The sequence below is a fragment of the Pontibacter chinhatensis genome (assembly GCF_900113285.1).
In the GTDB taxonomy this organism is placed as follows: Bacteria; Bacteroidota; Bacteroidia; order Cytophagales; family Hymenobacteraceae; genus Pontibacter; species Pontibacter chinhatensis.
The window spans coordinates 646532-661310 of record NZ_FOOT01000002.1 but is presented as its reverse complement, the minus strand read 5'-3'; the positions used below and the strand labels follow the sequence as shown (position 1 = coordinate 661310).

Annotated in this window: 14 protein-coding genes; 8 read left to right on the top strand and 6 right to left on the bottom strand. The window is 54.7% G+C overall.

The window, feature by feature from the left end; genetic code table 11:
- The first annotated feature begins 5 nt into the window (after positions 1–5).
- Positions 6–701, top strand: a complete 696-nt coding sequence (locus BM040_RS07960) for an ABC transporter ATP-binding protein (protein WP_092099967.1) — start codon at positions 6–8, stop codon at positions 699–701.
- A 488-nt stretch (positions 702–1189) separates the two neighbouring features.
- Here the strand turns inward: BM040_RS07960 and BM040_RS07955 are convergent, their stop codons facing one another.
- The 3 genes from BM040_RS07955 to BM040_RS07945 all read right to left on the bottom strand — a co-directional run bounded on the left by BM040_RS07955 (position 1190) and on the right by BM040_RS07945 (position 3488).
- A complete protein-coding gene (locus BM040_RS07955; protein ID WP_092099966.1) occupies positions 1190–1762 on the bottom strand; it encodes a sugar O-acetyltransferase in 573 nt (190 codons plus the stop codon).
- Between the two features lie 128 nt (positions 1763–1890).
- Positions 1891–2904: a serine hydrolase domain-containing protein gene (locus BM040_RS07950; RefSeq protein WP_175491017.1), complete on the bottom strand. Its 1014-nt coding sequence runs from the start codon at positions 2902–2904 to the stop codon at positions 1891–1893.
- 197 nt (positions 2905–3101) lie between these two features.
- Positions 3102–3488: a DUF6334 family protein gene (locus tag BM040_RS07945; RefSeq protein ID WP_139217781.1), complete on the bottom strand. Its 387-nt coding sequence runs from the start codon at positions 3486–3488 to the stop codon at positions 3102–3104.
- Between the two features lie 91 nt (positions 3489–3579).
- On the opposite strand from BM040_RS07945, the gene BM040_RS07940 reads away from it, so the two are divergent.
- Positions 3580–4602: an AraC family transcriptional regulator gene (locus BM040_RS07940; protein WP_092099963.1), complete on the top strand. Its 1023-nt coding sequence runs from the start codon at positions 3580–3582 to the stop codon at positions 4600–4602.
- A 169-nt stretch (positions 4603–4771) separates the two neighbouring features.
- Positions 4772–5704 (top strand): DUF1684 domain-containing protein, encoded by a 933-nt coding sequence (locus BM040_RS07935; RefSeq protein ID WP_092099962.1) that lies wholly within the window; start codon positions 4772–4774, stop codon positions 5702–5704.
- Positions 5705–6218: 514 nt separating this feature from the next.
- Here BM040_RS07935 and BM040_RS07930 read toward each other — a convergent pair.
- Positions 6219–7187, bottom strand: coding sequence for an NAD-dependent epimerase/dehydratase family protein (locus BM040_RS07930; protein WP_092099961.1), 969 nt, complete (start codon positions 7185–7187; stop codon positions 6219–6221).
- 200 nt (positions 7188–7387) lie between these two features.
- Here BM040_RS07930 and BM040_RS07925 point away from each other — a divergent pair, with 200 nt between their 5' ends.
- Positions 7388–8050 carry a thioredoxin family protein gene (locus tag BM040_RS07925; protein ID WP_092100337.1) on the top strand — a complete coding sequence of 221 codons (663 nt, stop codon included), beginning with the start codon at positions 7388–7390 and terminating at the stop codon, positions 8048–8050.
- A gap of 58 nt (positions 8051–8108) precedes the next feature.
- Here the strand turns inward: BM040_RS07925 and BM040_RS07920 are convergent, their stop codons facing one another.
- Entirely contained in the window at positions 8109–8528 is a 420-nt protein-coding gene (locus BM040_RS07920; protein WP_092099960.1) for a VOC family protein, read from the bottom strand.
- Positions 8529–8545: 17 nt separating this feature from the next.
- On the bottom strand, positions 8546–10534 hold the full coding sequence (locus BM040_RS07915) for a peptidylprolyl isomerase (protein ID WP_092099959.1): 1989 nt from the start codon (positions 10532–10534) through the stop codon (positions 8546–8548).
- A 377-nt stretch (positions 10535–10911) separates the two neighbouring features.
- Between BM040_RS07915 and BM040_RS07905 the strand changes: the two genes are divergently transcribed.
- The 4 genes from BM040_RS07905 (at position 10912) to epsC (ending at position 14742) form a co-directional block, all read left to right on the top strand.
- Positions 10912–11412, top strand: a complete 501-nt coding sequence (locus BM040_RS07905) for a hypothetical protein (RefSeq protein ID WP_092099957.1) — start codon at positions 10912–10914, stop codon at positions 11410–11412.
- Between the two features lie 168 nt (positions 11413–11580).
- Entirely contained in the window at positions 11581–12753 is a 1173-nt protein-coding gene (locus tag BM040_RS07900) for an MFS transporter (protein WP_092099956.1), read from the top strand.
- Positions 12754–13075: 322 nt separating this feature from the next.
- Complete coding sequence (locus BM040_RS07895; protein WP_092099955.1) at positions 13076–13774, top strand: hypothetical protein; 699 nt, start codon at positions 13076–13078, stop codon at positions 13772–13774.
- A gap of 134 nt (positions 13775–13908) precedes the next feature.
- The gene (gene epsC, locus BM040_RS07890) at positions 13909–14742 is read left to right on the top strand and encodes a serine O-acetyltransferase EpsC (protein ID WP_092099954.1); all 834 of its coding nucleotides are present in this window, start codon (positions 13909–13911) and stop codon (positions 14740–14742) included.
- The last annotated feature ends 37 nt before the right edge of the window (positions 14743–14779 follow it).

The window sequence follows — 14779 nt, the reverse complement described above, 5'->3', positions numbered from 1 at the left end:
AAGATATGCTAACGGTTAAAGATTTACAGAAAGTATACAATGGCACGGTGGTGGTCAACATCCCGGAGCTGACGATATATGCCGGCGAGGCGATTGGCTTGGTGGGCAATAACGGGGCCGGCAAAACCACACTGTTCCGCCTGGTCTTGGACCTCATCCGCCCAACCAAGGGCGAAGTGTACGCCAAGGACGTAAACGTAGCCAAAAGTGAGGACTGGAAAGCATACACCGGTTCTCACCTGGACGAGGGTTTTCTGATCGACTACCTCACGGCGGAGGAGTACTTCAAGTTCATCGGCGACCTGCACGGCCTCTCGGATGGCGACATTACCGAGCGCCTCCTGCCGTTTGTGGACTTGTTTAACGATGAGATCCTGAACCAGCGCAAGTACATCCGCGACTTCTCGAAGGGCAACCAGAAGAAAATAGGCATTGCCGCCGCCGCACTCTCCAACCCGGAGCTGCTGATCCTGGATGAGCCTTTCGCCAACCTTGACCCCAGCTCCCAAATCCGCCTGAAGAACCTGCTGCGCCACCTGCGCGACCAGAAACGCATGACCATGCTCATCTCCAGCCACGACCTGAGCCACGTGATTGAAGTATGCGAGCGCATCCTGATTCTGGAGAAAGGCCAGCTGGTGCAGGACATGCAGACAAACGAGAATACCCTCCGCGAGCTGGAGACATACTTTACCGTGTAGTTTGGCGGAGCTTATACTTTACACCAGAGCCGGTGCAGGACTAAAACCTGCACCGGCTCTTGCTTTTATACTTTAGGAAGAAGGCGCGGCTGTAAAAAACACATGGCGCGAGCGTCCTCGCTCGTGACCGGCTATAGGCTGGGCCTCCGGCCCAGTCGAATCACATACTCGACATCATCGCAGGGAGCAGACTGTGTCCTTGAGGGCAGGGGTATTCCATTCTTCGTTTTTGTCATCCTGAAACGATCTTGGTTGCAAGTAGCAAAGGCTTAACCTTACTTCTACCAAGATTCTTAACAGAACGACAGTAGGTTTTGGGCTTGTGTGTTAGAATGAAATGGCCCTACCCCTGAGAGGACTACGGAGGTGTTTATACCTGCTTGTTCACCCGTTTTTGCGCACATTAGCAGCCCGTTTAGTAGCTTTACACCCCTGGGGTCCCTCAATAGTGTGCCTAAATCGTATAGAATGCTTGTTTAGAGCATAAGTTACCCATTAGCCTCCTCCTTCAAATGCCTGATGACCCTGCAGGGATTCCCGGCGGCAAACACATCGTCCGGAATATCGCGGGTTACCACGCTGCCTGCCCCGATAACCGAGCGGCTGCCTATACTTACGCCGGGGCAAATGACCACACTGCCGCCTACCCACACATCCTCGCCAATGGAAATGGGTTTGGCATATTCCACGCCTGAGGACCGCTCCACATGGTTAATGGGATGGGTAGCAGTATAAATCTGCACGTTAGGGCCGAACATCGTTCTGCTGCCGATGGTCACCTGCGCCACATCCAGCACCACGCAGTTAAAGTTAAAGAACACCCGCTCGCCGACCACCATGTTATAGCCATAGTCGCAGTAAAAGGGCGGCTGCAGCCACAGCCCCTGCTGTGCATTAGGAATAAGTTCTTTGAGGATGCGGGTGCGCTCTTCTACCTCGTCCTCGCGGCTGTCGTTCAGTTCTTTAATCAGCAGCCTGGTGCGCAGCCTGTCATCCACTAGCTCCTGGTCCAGCGGGTCATAGAGCTCACCGGCAAGCATTTTTTCTTTTTCGGTCTTCATGGGAGGGGTGATTTGGGAGATTACCTGAAATGGTTTCAAGCAGGTACGGTTTATATGACGACAGGTTAGCTGGTGCAGGCGAAAGTATATTTCCTGAAACGAGATTTTCTTCCTCTCCTGATTTTACCCTACAGCTGATTCAGAATCTTAATCATAGTCTGGAAAAGAATGCTGGGGCTGCTGGTCTGGTTAATGGAGCCTGTGATGAAAATAGCCTTCTCGGGAACGTAGAAGGCAGCCGTGCCTACCGAGCCGCAGTGCCCAATCATGTCGGGGATGGGGTTGAACGGGGAGAGCAGCCAGGGAGTATAGAACTTCTGCAAGCCAATGCCATACTTGAAGGGGAAGAAGATGCTGTTCCATCGCTCCAATTCCTGCAGCTGCGCTTTGGGGTAGAAATGCCCGCTGAAGAAGGCTTTCAGAAAAGTCATCAGGTCTTGCGTCGTGGATACCACGTCATACTTGGAGGAAGCAAAATAACGGGGTAGGACCACGGGCGTATCCTTCACATAAATAGGAGGCAAGGTTCGCGTTTCGTCCGGCTGAATCACAAAGGTTTGCTCCAGCTGCAGCTCCTCAAAAAGGCTTGTCAGGAGCTCGTGAAGGGGCCTGCCGGTTACCACCTCCAGTATACTGCCTAGTAGCCGGAAGTTGGTGTTGCCGTAGCTGGCTTTGCCGCTCAGGCCCGGGCGGAACTTGGTCTTCATGCACTTTACCTGCGCGACTACCCGCTCAAGAGGCCAGGCTTCGTCCGCTCCGCGCAGCAATTCCTCCATTACCTTAGGTCCCTCCGGTCGTTTGTCGATAAGGTAACAGGGCAGCCCCGAGGTTTGAGAAAGCAGGTGGAGGATGGTGATTTCTCCGGTATACTCCACGCCCTTGTGCACATGCAGGCCCTGCAACAGGTCAGTTGGCAAGTAAGCAGCTATCCTATCCGTAAAGCGCATTTGCCCTTCCCTTATCAGCCGCAGAGCTAGGGCTGCCAGGAGCATCTTGTTGATGCTGGCAATATAAAAAGGCGCATTAAGAGCCATGTTGCCCGAGGCACTCGTCAGCGTGAAGGCTCCATCCGGCGACGCGACCTGAAAAGTAGCCCCATAAATGTGCTTCTTTGCGGCAGCGCCTGCCACAAGTTTATCCAAGGTTGCCTGGGTTAGGCGAGGTTTTGCTGCAGTTAGCATAAAGTGTGGATTTTAAACTGAAATTTATTTTGACAACGCCTTTCATCCAATGTCCAATCACTTGCAGGGCGGCCGGTGCGAAGGTTTCCTCCAGTTGCCCATACTCTGGCGGGGAGCCGGTTCTGGCCGTCTGGAAGAAGGGATTGAGTTTTATAGGTTTAGCGGTACCTCTGAAAAATGGTAAGCTTTAACTGCGATGCCTCCGCCAGCAGCTGCACGTTTGTCCCCTCCTCATCGTCAAAAGCCAGCTGAAAGCCATCCTCATAGCCGTACTGGTTCGTCATCCGCCAGAGCCAACCGATTGTTTTGCGCTGGTTGGCGATTTGCGTGAAGCTGTACTGCTGCTCCATCGCCCTTACGTCCAGCTCCGGAAGTATGGAAAGTATGATTTCGTCGGTGTCCTCCTTTACCCCAACCGCCAGCCATCCGTCCTCCAGTCGGAACACCACCTGCTGCAGCCAACCAAACTCCAGTTCGTGCAGGGCGAAAGCCTCCAGTACCACTTTACCCGGGAGCGCATCAAAATCTAAGGGATTGTTTTCCACCGTACTCAAAGGTACAAATTATACTTTACCAAAGTATAGCTGCATCTGAGCAAGAGTTTGATTAATTTTACTTTCTCCATACTTTGCACCCATGAACCAGCAAGACCACTCGCTCGCGGCGCCCTCGGTGGGGCTGCTTTTACATGTGCTGCGCCAGCAGGGGCAGGACGTGGAGGCCATTTGCCGGCAGGCGGGGCTGGACCCGCGGCTGGTGCAGGATGTGAACGCCCGCATCCCGGTGGAGACGGTGCAGGACCTGTGGAACGCCGCCATTGCCGCCACCCAAGACCCGGACCTGGCCCTGCACGTAGCGGAAAGTATAAACCCGACCTCCATGGGCACGATTGCCTACGTGATGATGAACGCGGCCACGCTGCACGAGTCGCTGCTGAAGCTGTGCAAATACCAGGATATTATCTGCGGCGCCATCCGCACGAGCCTGGAAGTACAGGGGCGGCAGGCGCTCGTAAAATTGCAGGCGGATAGTCCGGCGCTGCAGAACCCACGCAACGCCCTGGACTCTGAGCTGGTAATTTACAAAAACGCTTTCTCAGCGCTGGTGGGCCAGGAGCTGAAATATAAACAGGTGCTGTTTGTGTACCCAAGGCCGGAAAGAATACAGGAGCATGAGCGGATTTTTGCAGGAGCCGAGTTGGTGTTCTCTGCCAAGTATAGCGGGCTCGTTTTTGAGGCTGAGTATTTGCATCTGCCTGTAGTGACGGCCAACCCGGAGCTGAACCAGTTCTTCGAGAAGTATGCCGAGGAGTATCTGCAGAAACTGCGCGAGCCCCAAACCGTGCGAGAGCGGGTGCAGCGAGAGATTGCCCGGTTGCTGAAAGGCGAAGAGCCGGGGGTGAACACGGTGGCGCGCAGCCTGGCTATGAGCGTGCGCAGCCTGCAAGGCAAACTCCGGGAAGAAGGCACCACCTACCAGGCCCTGCTCGACGAAGTGCGCAAGCAAATCGCCGTAAAGCACCTGCAGGACAACCACAGCACCATCACCGACATCGCCTACCTGCTCGGCTACTCCGAGCCCAGCGTATTTTCCCGCTCCTTCAAGAAATGGACTGGCCTGCCGCCAGCGTCTTACCGACAGCAAATGGCTGTGGCTTGACATTTTGTTAGTGGATAAATCGTTGCCCTCGCTCGCCTTAGGCGAGCGAGGGCATTAAGTTTTGAGTTAGGGTAGTTCACAGGGGCAGGCGAGGCTATTAGAAGAATAAATCCCATCATAAGTTCCTACCTTTGCGCCCGCATTCGATTTAGACCTAGCGCCCATCACCATGAAAAAGTACCTTATCGCTGCCACACTGGCGAGTTTTATACTTTCCTCCTGCTCCCAAACCCAAACCGAGACTGAGACACAAAGTATAACCGCGGCTTTGGAGGCTGACTCTGCATATGTGGCCGGTATAGACGCCTGGCATGCCACGCGGGTTGAGAACCTGCAGAAAGAGGACGGCTGGCTGGCCTTGGCCGGCTTGTATTGGCTGGAGCCGGGCAGCAACAGCTTTGGCAGTGCCGAGAGCAATAAAATCGTGTTCCCGAAGACTAAAATAGCGGCCCAGGCAGGTAGCTTTATACTGGATGGGGAGGTGGTGAAGCTGCAAGCTGGCAAAACCGCTGACATAACCGTAAACGGCGAGCCTGTGCAGCAGGAGGCGGTGGTATATACTGCTGCGATGGAGCAACCTGCCGTGATGCGCCACGGCTCGCTGAAGTGGGTGGTGATAAAGCGCGGCGACAAGTATGGCGTCAGGCTGTGGGACGCGGAAAGTGAGGGGCTTCGCACATTTGAGGGCCTGGAGCGTTACCCAGTACAGCCGGAGTGGCGGCTGGAGGCTAGGCTGGAGCAGCCCCCGCTGCCCAAGCAAATCGCCATCACAAACGTGTTGGGACAAACCTCGCAGGAGCCTTCGCCAGGGGCGGTGGTGTTTACCATAAACGGCCAGGAGTACCGCCTTGATGCACTGGAGGAGGGAGAGGAACTGTTTATCATCTTCGCCGATAAAACCAATGGCACCGGTACCTACGGCGCCGGCCGCTATATCTACATGCCCAAGCCAGATGCCAGCGGCAAAACCTACATCGACTTTAACAAGGCCTATACCCCGCCCTGCGCCTTCACGGGTTACGCTACCTGCCCGTTGCCCCCCAAGCAGAACATCCTGCCCATCGCTGTGCCCGCCGGCGAGAAAAGCGGTGAGAGTTTATGAAAGTTAGAAAGTTAGAAGGTTAAAAAGTTAGAAAGTTAACTTTTCTGAAGTATAAACGAGAGCGGCTGGTACTACTTAAAGTGCCAGCCGCCCATGCTTTATACTTTGCCGTTTCCTGCCGCAAGTTTAGCGAAGCGCAACTTGTGGCTGTACATGGGGCAAGTTTGTAACTTGCTTTCTGCGGAGCAGAAAAGTATGAGTTAGCAGATACTTTATACATTCATTGGCCTTAGCTAAAGTATAACCAGCGCCTTTCCCGCCATTGTTGGTGTTATCACCAACAATTCATACTTCGGCAGACTCTAGAGTCGTACTATAATTACAACTTAACCAAGGTATATAGTATAGCAAGCCTTTATAGCCCTTGCTTTTTCAAAGCAAAGCAGTTGCAAACTGCTGCCATACCTAGCCACAAGTTACGCTGCCGCTAAACTTGCGGCAGAAAGTATAAACTCAGAAAGCACTCCCCACTTTCTAACTTTTTAACCTTCTAACTCCTCAACTCCCCAACTCTCTAACTCCTAAACTCTCTAACTCCTCTGTGCCACGCCAGCGTTTCGGCGATGGCCTGCTGCATGGGGGTGCGCTTTATGTTAGGCAGGGTACGGCGCAGTTTGTCGTCGTTTAGCAGGATGGTGTTTTGCCAGAGGTAGCTCATTTCGCTGATTTCGCGCATGTCTGCTGAGAACAGGCCCATCAGCTTAAATAACCAACCGGGGTATACTTTATACTTTGCCTTGGAGCCCGCTATTTCAGCAATCTGGGCTTGCCACGCTTTTATGCTGGGTACTACCTCCCCGGCAAAATTATATTCGTTATAAGCTTCCTGCGGGGGTAATTTAGCCAGCTCGTAAAAGGCGCGGGCGGCATCGGGGGTATACACCAGCTGGTGGGGGATGTCGTTGCGGTAGAGCCAGGGCATGGGCTTATGGGTCAGCGCCCCCCGGAAAATAGGTGCAATTCCCTCGTTTAGCACGTTCGGGCCCCAGAAATCGGGGAGGCGCAGGTTGATAACGCGGCACTTGCCTTGCGCGGCAGCCTGCCGTAGTAGTTGCTCCAGTTTTACCCGGATTTGTCCCTTTCTGGTAGAGGGTTGCTGGGGACTGGTTTCGGTGATGGAGCGGATTAATCCAAAATTATATATGTTTCCCGGGAAAAAAATCGTAGCTTTGCTCATGGCTGCGGCCTCTATCACGTGCTGCGTGACACGCTCCATATTGCCTTGCCACTTTCCGTAAGGGTAGTTCACCCCGTGGAAGATGTGCGTTGCTTCTGCTCCCAGCTTTTTTAGCAGTTCTCCGTCCTGTGCATCTCCCTCTACCAACTGCAGCGTGGGCCAATTGCCAAATAACTTTTGGGCCTTGTGCCGGTTACGCACCAGCAGCGTTACCTGCTCCTGGTTTTGCAAAAGCTCCTGGGTAAAGGCATAGCCGATGCTGCCTGTGCCACCGAGCACTAAAAATCTGAACTTGTCTGTTGCCATGGTTGCTGTAGGTTTTAGTTTACGCTACAAAAGTATGGCAGCCAGCCCGTTTAGTGCTTGACAGATGCCGCAAACAAGTTGACGATTTGCGCAAATTGCAAAAAAGGCAGCGCGCCTGCCATCTGGAGCAGAGGAACTATATAGGCGACAAATTTGTATATACAACAATAGAAGAACATAGAACCATGACAGAACAAACTATGACAGCTAACACAACAGAGCAATCCGTTATCACCCCCGCACATCTGGCAAAAGCCATTAACTATACGCAGTACCGCGACCTGATTGACAGGCTGCTGGCCGAGAACAAGACTACCGGCACCAACCATTCCGAAGCCATGATAGCCTATACCCGCATGAACGCGCAGCGCATGCGCCGCGTGGAGAAAACTGTGCTGCTGGAGGATGAATTGGTGCAGGTGATGCTGAGCGTGCAGACGCCTATGACGTGGGTGATTCTGACAGAGGCTTGGTGTGGTGATGCTGCACAGAGCTTGCCGGCCATCGTGAAAATTGCCGATGCCTCCCCGCTGGTGGACGTAAAACTGCTGCTGCGCGATGAGAACCTGGACGTAATGGACGCCTACCTGACCAATGGAGGCCGCTCCATCCCGAAACTGATTGCCTTCAGAACCGATACCATGGAGGAACTGGGCACCTGGGGACCACGCCCTGAGCCGGCTCAAGTGCTATACCAGGAGATGAAGGAGCAGAACCTGCCCTTTAATGAGTTTGCCGAAAAACTGCACGGCTGGTATGCCAAAGACAAAAGCCGCACGCTTCAGAAAGAGTTCATCGAGCTTATCCGAACCTGGGCCAAGCTTACAGCGCCAGAGGACGTAAACGTAGACCGCTGCTCTTAATCGAAGTATAAAAGTATAAGAAGTATAAAAGGCTGCCCATTTAAGGCAGCCTTTCTTTTTATCCGATACCTGGCGTGGGCATGAGCACCAGGCGCCAGCCGTCGGGGTCTTCGATGGTGGTGGCGCCTTTGGCTTTCCAATAAGGGTTTTCAGGTTCCACGGCCGGGTAGCCCATTCGTTCCAGTCGCTCGACTATGGTGTTTATACTTGGTCTGTCCGGGATGTAGAGCACCAGCAGGTTATCCTTGGTGGGCGCAGGGCAGGGGCTGCCGTGCTGGTGCTGCGTAAACTCCAGGTGGTACCCCAATCCCGGAAGCCCTACCATCACGCCATCGTAGCCGTTGTGGTTCTCAAACCCTCCGAGCCTGCGCAGCCCCAGGCCTTGGCAGTAGAAACGCACGACCTCCTGCAATTTATCGGTGGGCCGCGCGATGCGCACCTGCGCGATCGGAAGCGCCTCTGGCCAGCTCTCTTTCATCTGCTTAAAATATAAAACTACCTTGCCGAGCTGGTGACCACCGGCTGCAGGTTCAGCACCTCCACACTCACAATCTTATCGCCTACCTCCAGGCGGTGCACCACGTCCATGCCGTCTATCACTTTGGCAAAGATGGTGTAGCGACCGTCCAGGTGCGGGGCCGGGGAGTGGGTGATGAACCACTGGTTGCTCTCGGTATCCTTGCCGGCGGAGGCCATGCCCACGTAGCCCTCGTAGTAGTGCAGGGGGGTAAACTCGGAGCGGATGGAGTAGTCGGAGCTGCCCCAGCCATCGCCGCGCTTATCGCCACCTTGCGCCACAAAGTTCGGCACCACCCGGTGGAAGTATAAATCATTAAAGAAACCCTGCTGCGTGAGCTCCACAAAGTTAGCCACCGAACCCGGCGCATCCTCCACAAAAAGCTGCATGGTGATAGAGCCTTTCTCGGTACGAACCAGCACCTGTTGGTTAGGATGGATAGTCTTCACCAGTTGCCAGTCAATGGGGTGGGTGAAGGGGTTCTGCGGAATAACCGTCTCCTGCTTGCCGCTCAGGTAATCAATTGTTTTCTGCAGCTCGATGTTCGTTTCCATGTCGCGAGGCAGCTGCAGTTTTTCCTGTGCCTGGGTTAGGAAGGCAAAGTTACTGTACTGGCTGCGCAGATTCAGCTTGGGGTCGCGGATGGCGGCGGCGGCCATGCCTACCAAAGCCACATCGCCGGAGGCAACCGCATGCTTAAAGATGTCGGCAAAAGCCGGCTCCAGGCGCTTGGGGAAGTCCGGCTGCTGGCGCATCAGAATCAGGGCATCCATGCCGGTGGTGGCAATCACAGGTTCCTCGGCCAGAAACACCTGCTCGGCAATAAACTCATAGTTGTTCACGTCGCCGGAAAGGGCTTTGAGCAAATGTGCCTTGTCGTAGGCGGAGCGGGCATTCTGGTACTGCTGCTTGAAACGCGGGTTCAGGTACACCCGGTTCTGCGGCTGGCTGTTCTTCAGGATGACCCAAATCACGTTGCTGCGCACGCGTGCGTCGAGCAGGTTGGGCAGCACATCCTGCAGCATCTGTACAGGCACCCCGGCATTGTTTACCACCAGAAACTCGGAGGTGGCAATGGCAGTGTTCACGTTCTGGTCCTGCAGGGCGGCTACTATGGCCTTACTGATTTCGGAGAACTCCAGCCCGCTCATGGAGCGCACGGCACTCAGGCGCACGCGGTAGTCAGGGTCACTCTGCGCGATGTTGGACAGAAAAGTGGCTTTGTCCAAGGCGCGAACTTTGGCCAGCGCCTGCGCGGCAGCCATGCGTACTTCCGGGGCTTTGTCGGAGGTGGCGGTGTTCAGGACCTGCTGGCGGTGCTGCGTCAGGTCCAGCCTTGGCGTGCGGGCCAGGAAATGTGCGGCTGCCAGGCGCGCCTCATACAGGGTAGCGGGCGTTAAGAGTTCAATTGCTTTCTGCACTACCTGCGGGGTATGCTGCTGGCGCATGCCTAGCCGGTAAATGCCCCAGGCCTGCCCGGCCAGCGCATCAGGGTTGGGGGCTTTATACGAGGCCAGAAACTCGGCTGCCCTGCCAGTGCCCACTTTGCCCAGCGCTTCCAGCAGCTGCGCCTGCACTTCCGGGGTCTGCTCCTGCTGCAGTTGCTCCAGGATGTCTGCCTCGGCCTGGCGGTGGCCCAGCTGTCCCAGCGCGTAAGCCGATGCGCCCCGCACGTTGGCTACAGAGTCCTGCAGCGTTTGCAGCAGGGCCTGCAAGGCGGCGGTGTCCTGCACCGAGGCGAAGGCCATGGCCGCATGCTGGCGGTAAGCGCTGTTCGGGTTGCTCAGGTAGGGCAGCAAGTCGGTGGTATTGCGCTCGTCCTGCAAGGTGTAAATCTGCTGCAGGGTGATGTCTCCGAACTTATTGTTGGCCGGCTCGGTGGTGGTAGTGCCACTGCGCTGCAGCGGCAGGTATTGGCAGGAGGCCAGCGTGCCCAAGGCAAGCAGCCAGGTATAGCGTAATTTCATAGTAAATCAGATTAAGCGCTTTAAGTTACTAAAATGTGCCGACATGCCGCAGCCGTTGCCATTTTGATTAATGTATAGGTTTTTATACTTTTAGGAAGTGTAACTGCAGCAGCCCTTGTTCAAGGGCGCTCAGCTTTTGCTTTTTTGAAGCAGCTATACTTTGCCGGCGTGTTAGAAAGTGCAGAAATTGCCACGCAACTTGCCTTGATTTGCGAGGAGCAGCGGGTGGGGAGACAGCTTAGTTGGACAAGTATAGTTAAATACAAACTTTGTAAAATTATATTCGTAATTACCGAACAGGAGCACGAAGAAGATTGGAGGAGCGTGCCAGGCACCGCTAAAGTATAGGCTTTCATTAACATCCAAGGATAAAAAACATGTATGTAAATCTGTATCCGGGAAAGCAGCTTCGGAACGCTAAAAGATCCATGCTTCTGGTAGGCTTGTTCCTATTTATAGGTGGAGGCTATGCGCTGTTACGGGAGTTTTTCTGGATAGAGGAATTCAGGCAAGGTTGGGCTCTGGCAAGCGCCGGCCTGATGCTGCTGGGGGTGTTGCCGCTCGCCTATGGCACCGAACTGCTCCACTTCAAGGATGCCTTCTTCTTCATGACACCGCAGCGCCTGTCTTACCGCCTTACCTTGTTTGGCTCCGAAAAGGTGATAGAGTGGGCCCAGGTAGAGGAGCTCCATATTACTAGGCACGTCATCAGTTTCCTGCTGGCAGGTGGCCATGTGCAGCGCCTGCGCCTGCACGCCATACAGGATGCGTCCCTGGCCCGCCACGTATCGCGCAGCATCCACCTGGCCGCCATGGAAAAAGGCATCATGATAAACGGCGTAAAACCCTCTCCCTCAGAGCCGGCGCTTCAAGTATAAAAAATCCATTTCAGCCTGCCTTGAGAGCATCAGTAATTCCCCTATCACTGCGCCATACTTTCCGGTAAGCTATACTTTTCCGTCTGGTTCAAGTCGTCCCCTGTTATCCCGCTGCAGAATTAGTACAATACCTAAACCTTTGCCAAATTGCGGCCTCAAGTATAAACTATGGCTGTTGAGACAAAGCGTGTGTATGGGGTGCAGTTCTGGTTGCTCTGCCTGAGTTCTTTTCTTTTCTTCTCCAGTTTTAACATGATTATCCCGGAGCTGCCTGACTACCTGAGTAGCCTGGGCGGGGAGGAGTATAAGGGACTTATCATAGCGCTCTTCACGCTCACGGCTGGTCTTTCGCGGCCGTTCAGCGGGAAGCTGGCCGATGAGATAGGACGCGTGCCGGTGATGGTGGTAGGGGGCGTGGTATGCGTGGCGGCTGGCTTGATGTACCCGCTGGTGGGCACGGTGGCGGCCTTTTTGCTGCTGCGCTTTGTGCATGGTTTCTCCACAGGCTTCACGCCTACGGGCACCTCGGCCTACATAGCCGACCTGGTGCCGGTGGAGCGCCGGGGAGAGGCCATAGGCCTGCTGGGCCTGTCGGGGAGTTTGGGCATGGCGGCGGGGCCTGCCTTGGGAGGCCTGATTGCCAGCGCCTACGGTGCCAATCCGATGTTCTTCGCCTCTTCGGCGGCGGCGTTGCTGTCGGTGGTCGTTATCTGGCGCATGCAGGAAACCGTCCCCAAACCGAAACGATTTACATGGAGCATGCTGCGGATTTCCCGTAGGGAGGTGCTGGAGCCACGGGTGCTGATGCCTTCCCTGGTCATGCTGCTCACCTCCTTCGGCTTTGGTACGGTGCTCACCATTATCCCGGATTTCAGCGCGCACCTGGGCATACAGAACAAAGGCCTTTTCTTCACTTCCTTCACCTTGTCTTCGCTCGCTATCCGTTTTCTGGCCGGCAGAGCCTCCGATACCTATGGCCGGGTGGTGGTGCTGCGGGTGAGTGCCGCCCTGCTGACGCTGGCCATGGTGGTTATCGGCTCCGTGTCTACAGATACCGGCTTGCTGCTGGCCGGGGTGCTGTTTGGCGTGGCCACCGGCATGAACTCACCCACCATCTATGCCTGGACCATCGACCTGAGCCACCCCGAGCACCGCGGGCGCGCCATGGCCACCATGTACATTGCCCTGGAAGCGGGCATTGGCCTGGGAGCATTGGGTTCGGGATGGCTGTATGGCAACCAGAGCAGCAACTTTACCCTAGTGTTCTGGGCGGCGGGAGCCTTCTCGCTGCTGGCCTTTTTATACTTGCTGCTGTTTGTAAAGCGGGTGAAGGAAGTATAACATAATTTATACTTTAGCGGGATGCGTCCTAGGAAGTATAAGCTATACTTTCTGATGGTTAACTATTTGTGTTACAAGATGCTGTGTTTTGAAAGTTGCATAGCGGCATCACCAACTCCACTCTGAGGAAGCATACTTCTTCTGGAAAATTGCACTTATTTTTCATCCGTTTCTCAAAATGCCCCGTAATAACACAACATCACCGTTCTAATATTTTCCCCTAAAACCGCTTTAACATCATGCTGTGGCTGTTTATTCTCCAAATAGCCGGGGAGAGGACTGTGCCTTTTAAATATTTCAGTGTTATTAAAAATTGTGTAGTATGAAGAAGTTTACATCTAATGCCTTGGGTTGTTTGGTGCTTGGCGTGGTGCTGATGGGCTGTGATAAAACAGAGGAGATGGATACAGCCCCGATGGCTGCCATACAAAGCAAGAATTTCGGCACAGACCCCTCCAGCTGCGAGATTATTGAGTTCGACGAGTATAGCCCGACTGAGGCAAGTTTGGGCGCCGTAACGACGGTGTACAGCCAGGACACCCCCGTGCGCATCCGGGCGCAGTACCGCATAGGCGATGGCCGCTACTTTAACCACAACACGGCGCTGCTGTTCGACACCGGCGCTCCTGACCACCTGAACAAGGAATTCAGAACACCAAACGCGTCCGCCATACGCCCCATGGGCCAGGTGCTTACTGTAGGGCGCGGCAACAGCAACGTGGCCCTACTGCATCACAAGGGCAGCCGCATCGAGATAGACTTCTCCGCCATGGGCAGCATCAACCTGAAAGGGATACATGTACTGGACATCACGGAAGAGGAGGCCGGCTCTAAAATAGAACTGCTGGACAAGGATGGCAAAATCATTAACACCCTGCTGCTGCCGGTAACGGGGCCTTACGGGGCCACCCGCCTGCGCGTGGATACGCCGGGTGTGGTAAAACTGCGCGTGGTGTTTGGCAAAGAGAGCAGTCTGCGCGGTGGCGGCGCCATCGACGTGATAGAGTTCTGCCGCGAATAGGTATACAGTTCGTATAAAGGGGAAGGGGAGTCTTACGGGGCTCCCTTTTTTATTTTAGGGCGGATAAGTATAACAAAAGGGCTTTTTTCTTGTTCCGGATTAAACACCAACCCCTGCCATACGTTCTATACAGCATGAACAGCCAGTTTCTCAGTACTTTATTTCGCAGCCACCACAGGGCCAAGCACCAGGTACCGGCCTCTGCCATGTGCCAGCTGGTAGAAGGTGTGCTGCAATTGCTCTTCCCGCCGCTGGCCGATGTGCGCTTCGAAACGGTGGAGGAACTGGAAAAGTACAGCAATAACCTGAAGGTGAACATGATGCGCATCCTCACAAGTATGGAGCAGGACCTGCCCATGCGCCCGGAGGAAGTGGCGGAGAAGATGATGCAGGAGCTGCCGCACATCTACGAGCTGCTGCTGATGGATGCCGAGGCCATTGCTGCCGGCGACCCGGCTGCGCAGAGCAGAGAGGAAGTGATACGCACCTACCCTGGCTTTAAGGCGGTAGCCATCTATCGCATGGCGCACGTGCTCTATAGGCTGCGGGTGCCCCTGCTGCCGCGCGTGCTCACCGAGTATGCCCATGCCCTCACCGGCATCGACATTCACCCTGGCGCACAAATCGGCACGCACTTCTGCATCGACCACGGTACCGGTGTGGTGATAGGGGAGACCTGCGTTATCGGCAACTATGTGAAAGTTTACCAAGGCGTTACACTGGGCGCACTGAGCGTGGACAAGGCGATGGCTAGGATAAAGCGGCATCCTACCATTGAGCACCATGTGGTGATCTACGCCGGGGCCACCATACTTGGCGGCAACACCGTCATCGGGGCGCACAGCATTATCGGGGGCAACGTGTGGCTTACGGATAGCGTGCCGCCTTACTCACGCGTGTACCACCAACCCCAGGTAAACGTACGCCGGTCTGAAGAGCCCGTCGATGCACTGAATTTTTCCATCTGATAAAGTATAAAACCAAAGTATAAACAGGAAACTCACA

Coding starts and splice junctions, on each gene's coding strand:
- BM040_RS07925 (WP_092100337.1), top strand. CDS start 7,388: ATGACAGCTAACACAACAGAGCAATCCGTTATCACCCCCGCACATCTG.
- BM040_RS07895 (WP_092099955.1), top strand. CDS start 13,076: ATGAAGAAGTTTACATCTAATGCCTTGGGTTGTTTGGTGCTTGGCGTG.
- epsC (WP_092099954.1), top strand. CDS start 13,909: ATGAACAGCCAGTTTCTCAGTACTTTATTTCGCAGCCACCACAGGGCC.
- BM040_RS07930 (WP_092099961.1), bottom strand. CDS start 7,187: ATGGCAACAGACAAGTTCAGATTTTTAGTGCTCGGTGGCACAGGCAGC.
- BM040_RS07960 (WP_092099967.1), top strand. CDS start 6: ATGCTAACGGTTAAAGATTTACAGAAAGTATACAATGGCACGGTGGTG.
- BM040_RS07940 (WP_092099963.1), top strand. CDS start 3,580: ATGAACCAGCAAGACCACTCGCTCGCGGCGCCCTCGGTGGGGCTGCTT.
- BM040_RS07935 (WP_092099962.1), top strand. CDS start 4,772: ATGAAAAAGTACCTTATCGCTGCCACACTGGCGAGTTTTATACTTTCC.
- BM040_RS07920 (WP_092099960.1), bottom strand. CDS start 8,528: ATGAAAGAGAGCTGGCCAGAGGCGCTTCCGATCGCGCAGGTGCGCATC.
- BM040_RS07900 (WP_092099956.1), top strand. CDS start 11,581: ATGGCTGTTGAGACAAAGCGTGTGTATGGGGTGCAGTTCTGGTTGCTC.
- BM040_RS07905 (WP_092099957.1), top strand. CDS start 10,912: ATGTATGTAAATCTGTATCCGGGAAAGCAGCTTCGGAACGCTAAAAGA.
- BM040_RS07915 (WP_092099959.1), bottom strand. CDS start 10,534: ATGAAATTACGCTATACCTGGCTGCTTGCCTTGGGCACGCTGGCCTCC.
- BM040_RS07955 (WP_092099966.1), bottom strand. CDS start 1,762: ATGAAGACCGAAAAAGAAAAAATGCTTGCCGGTGAGCTCTATGACCCG.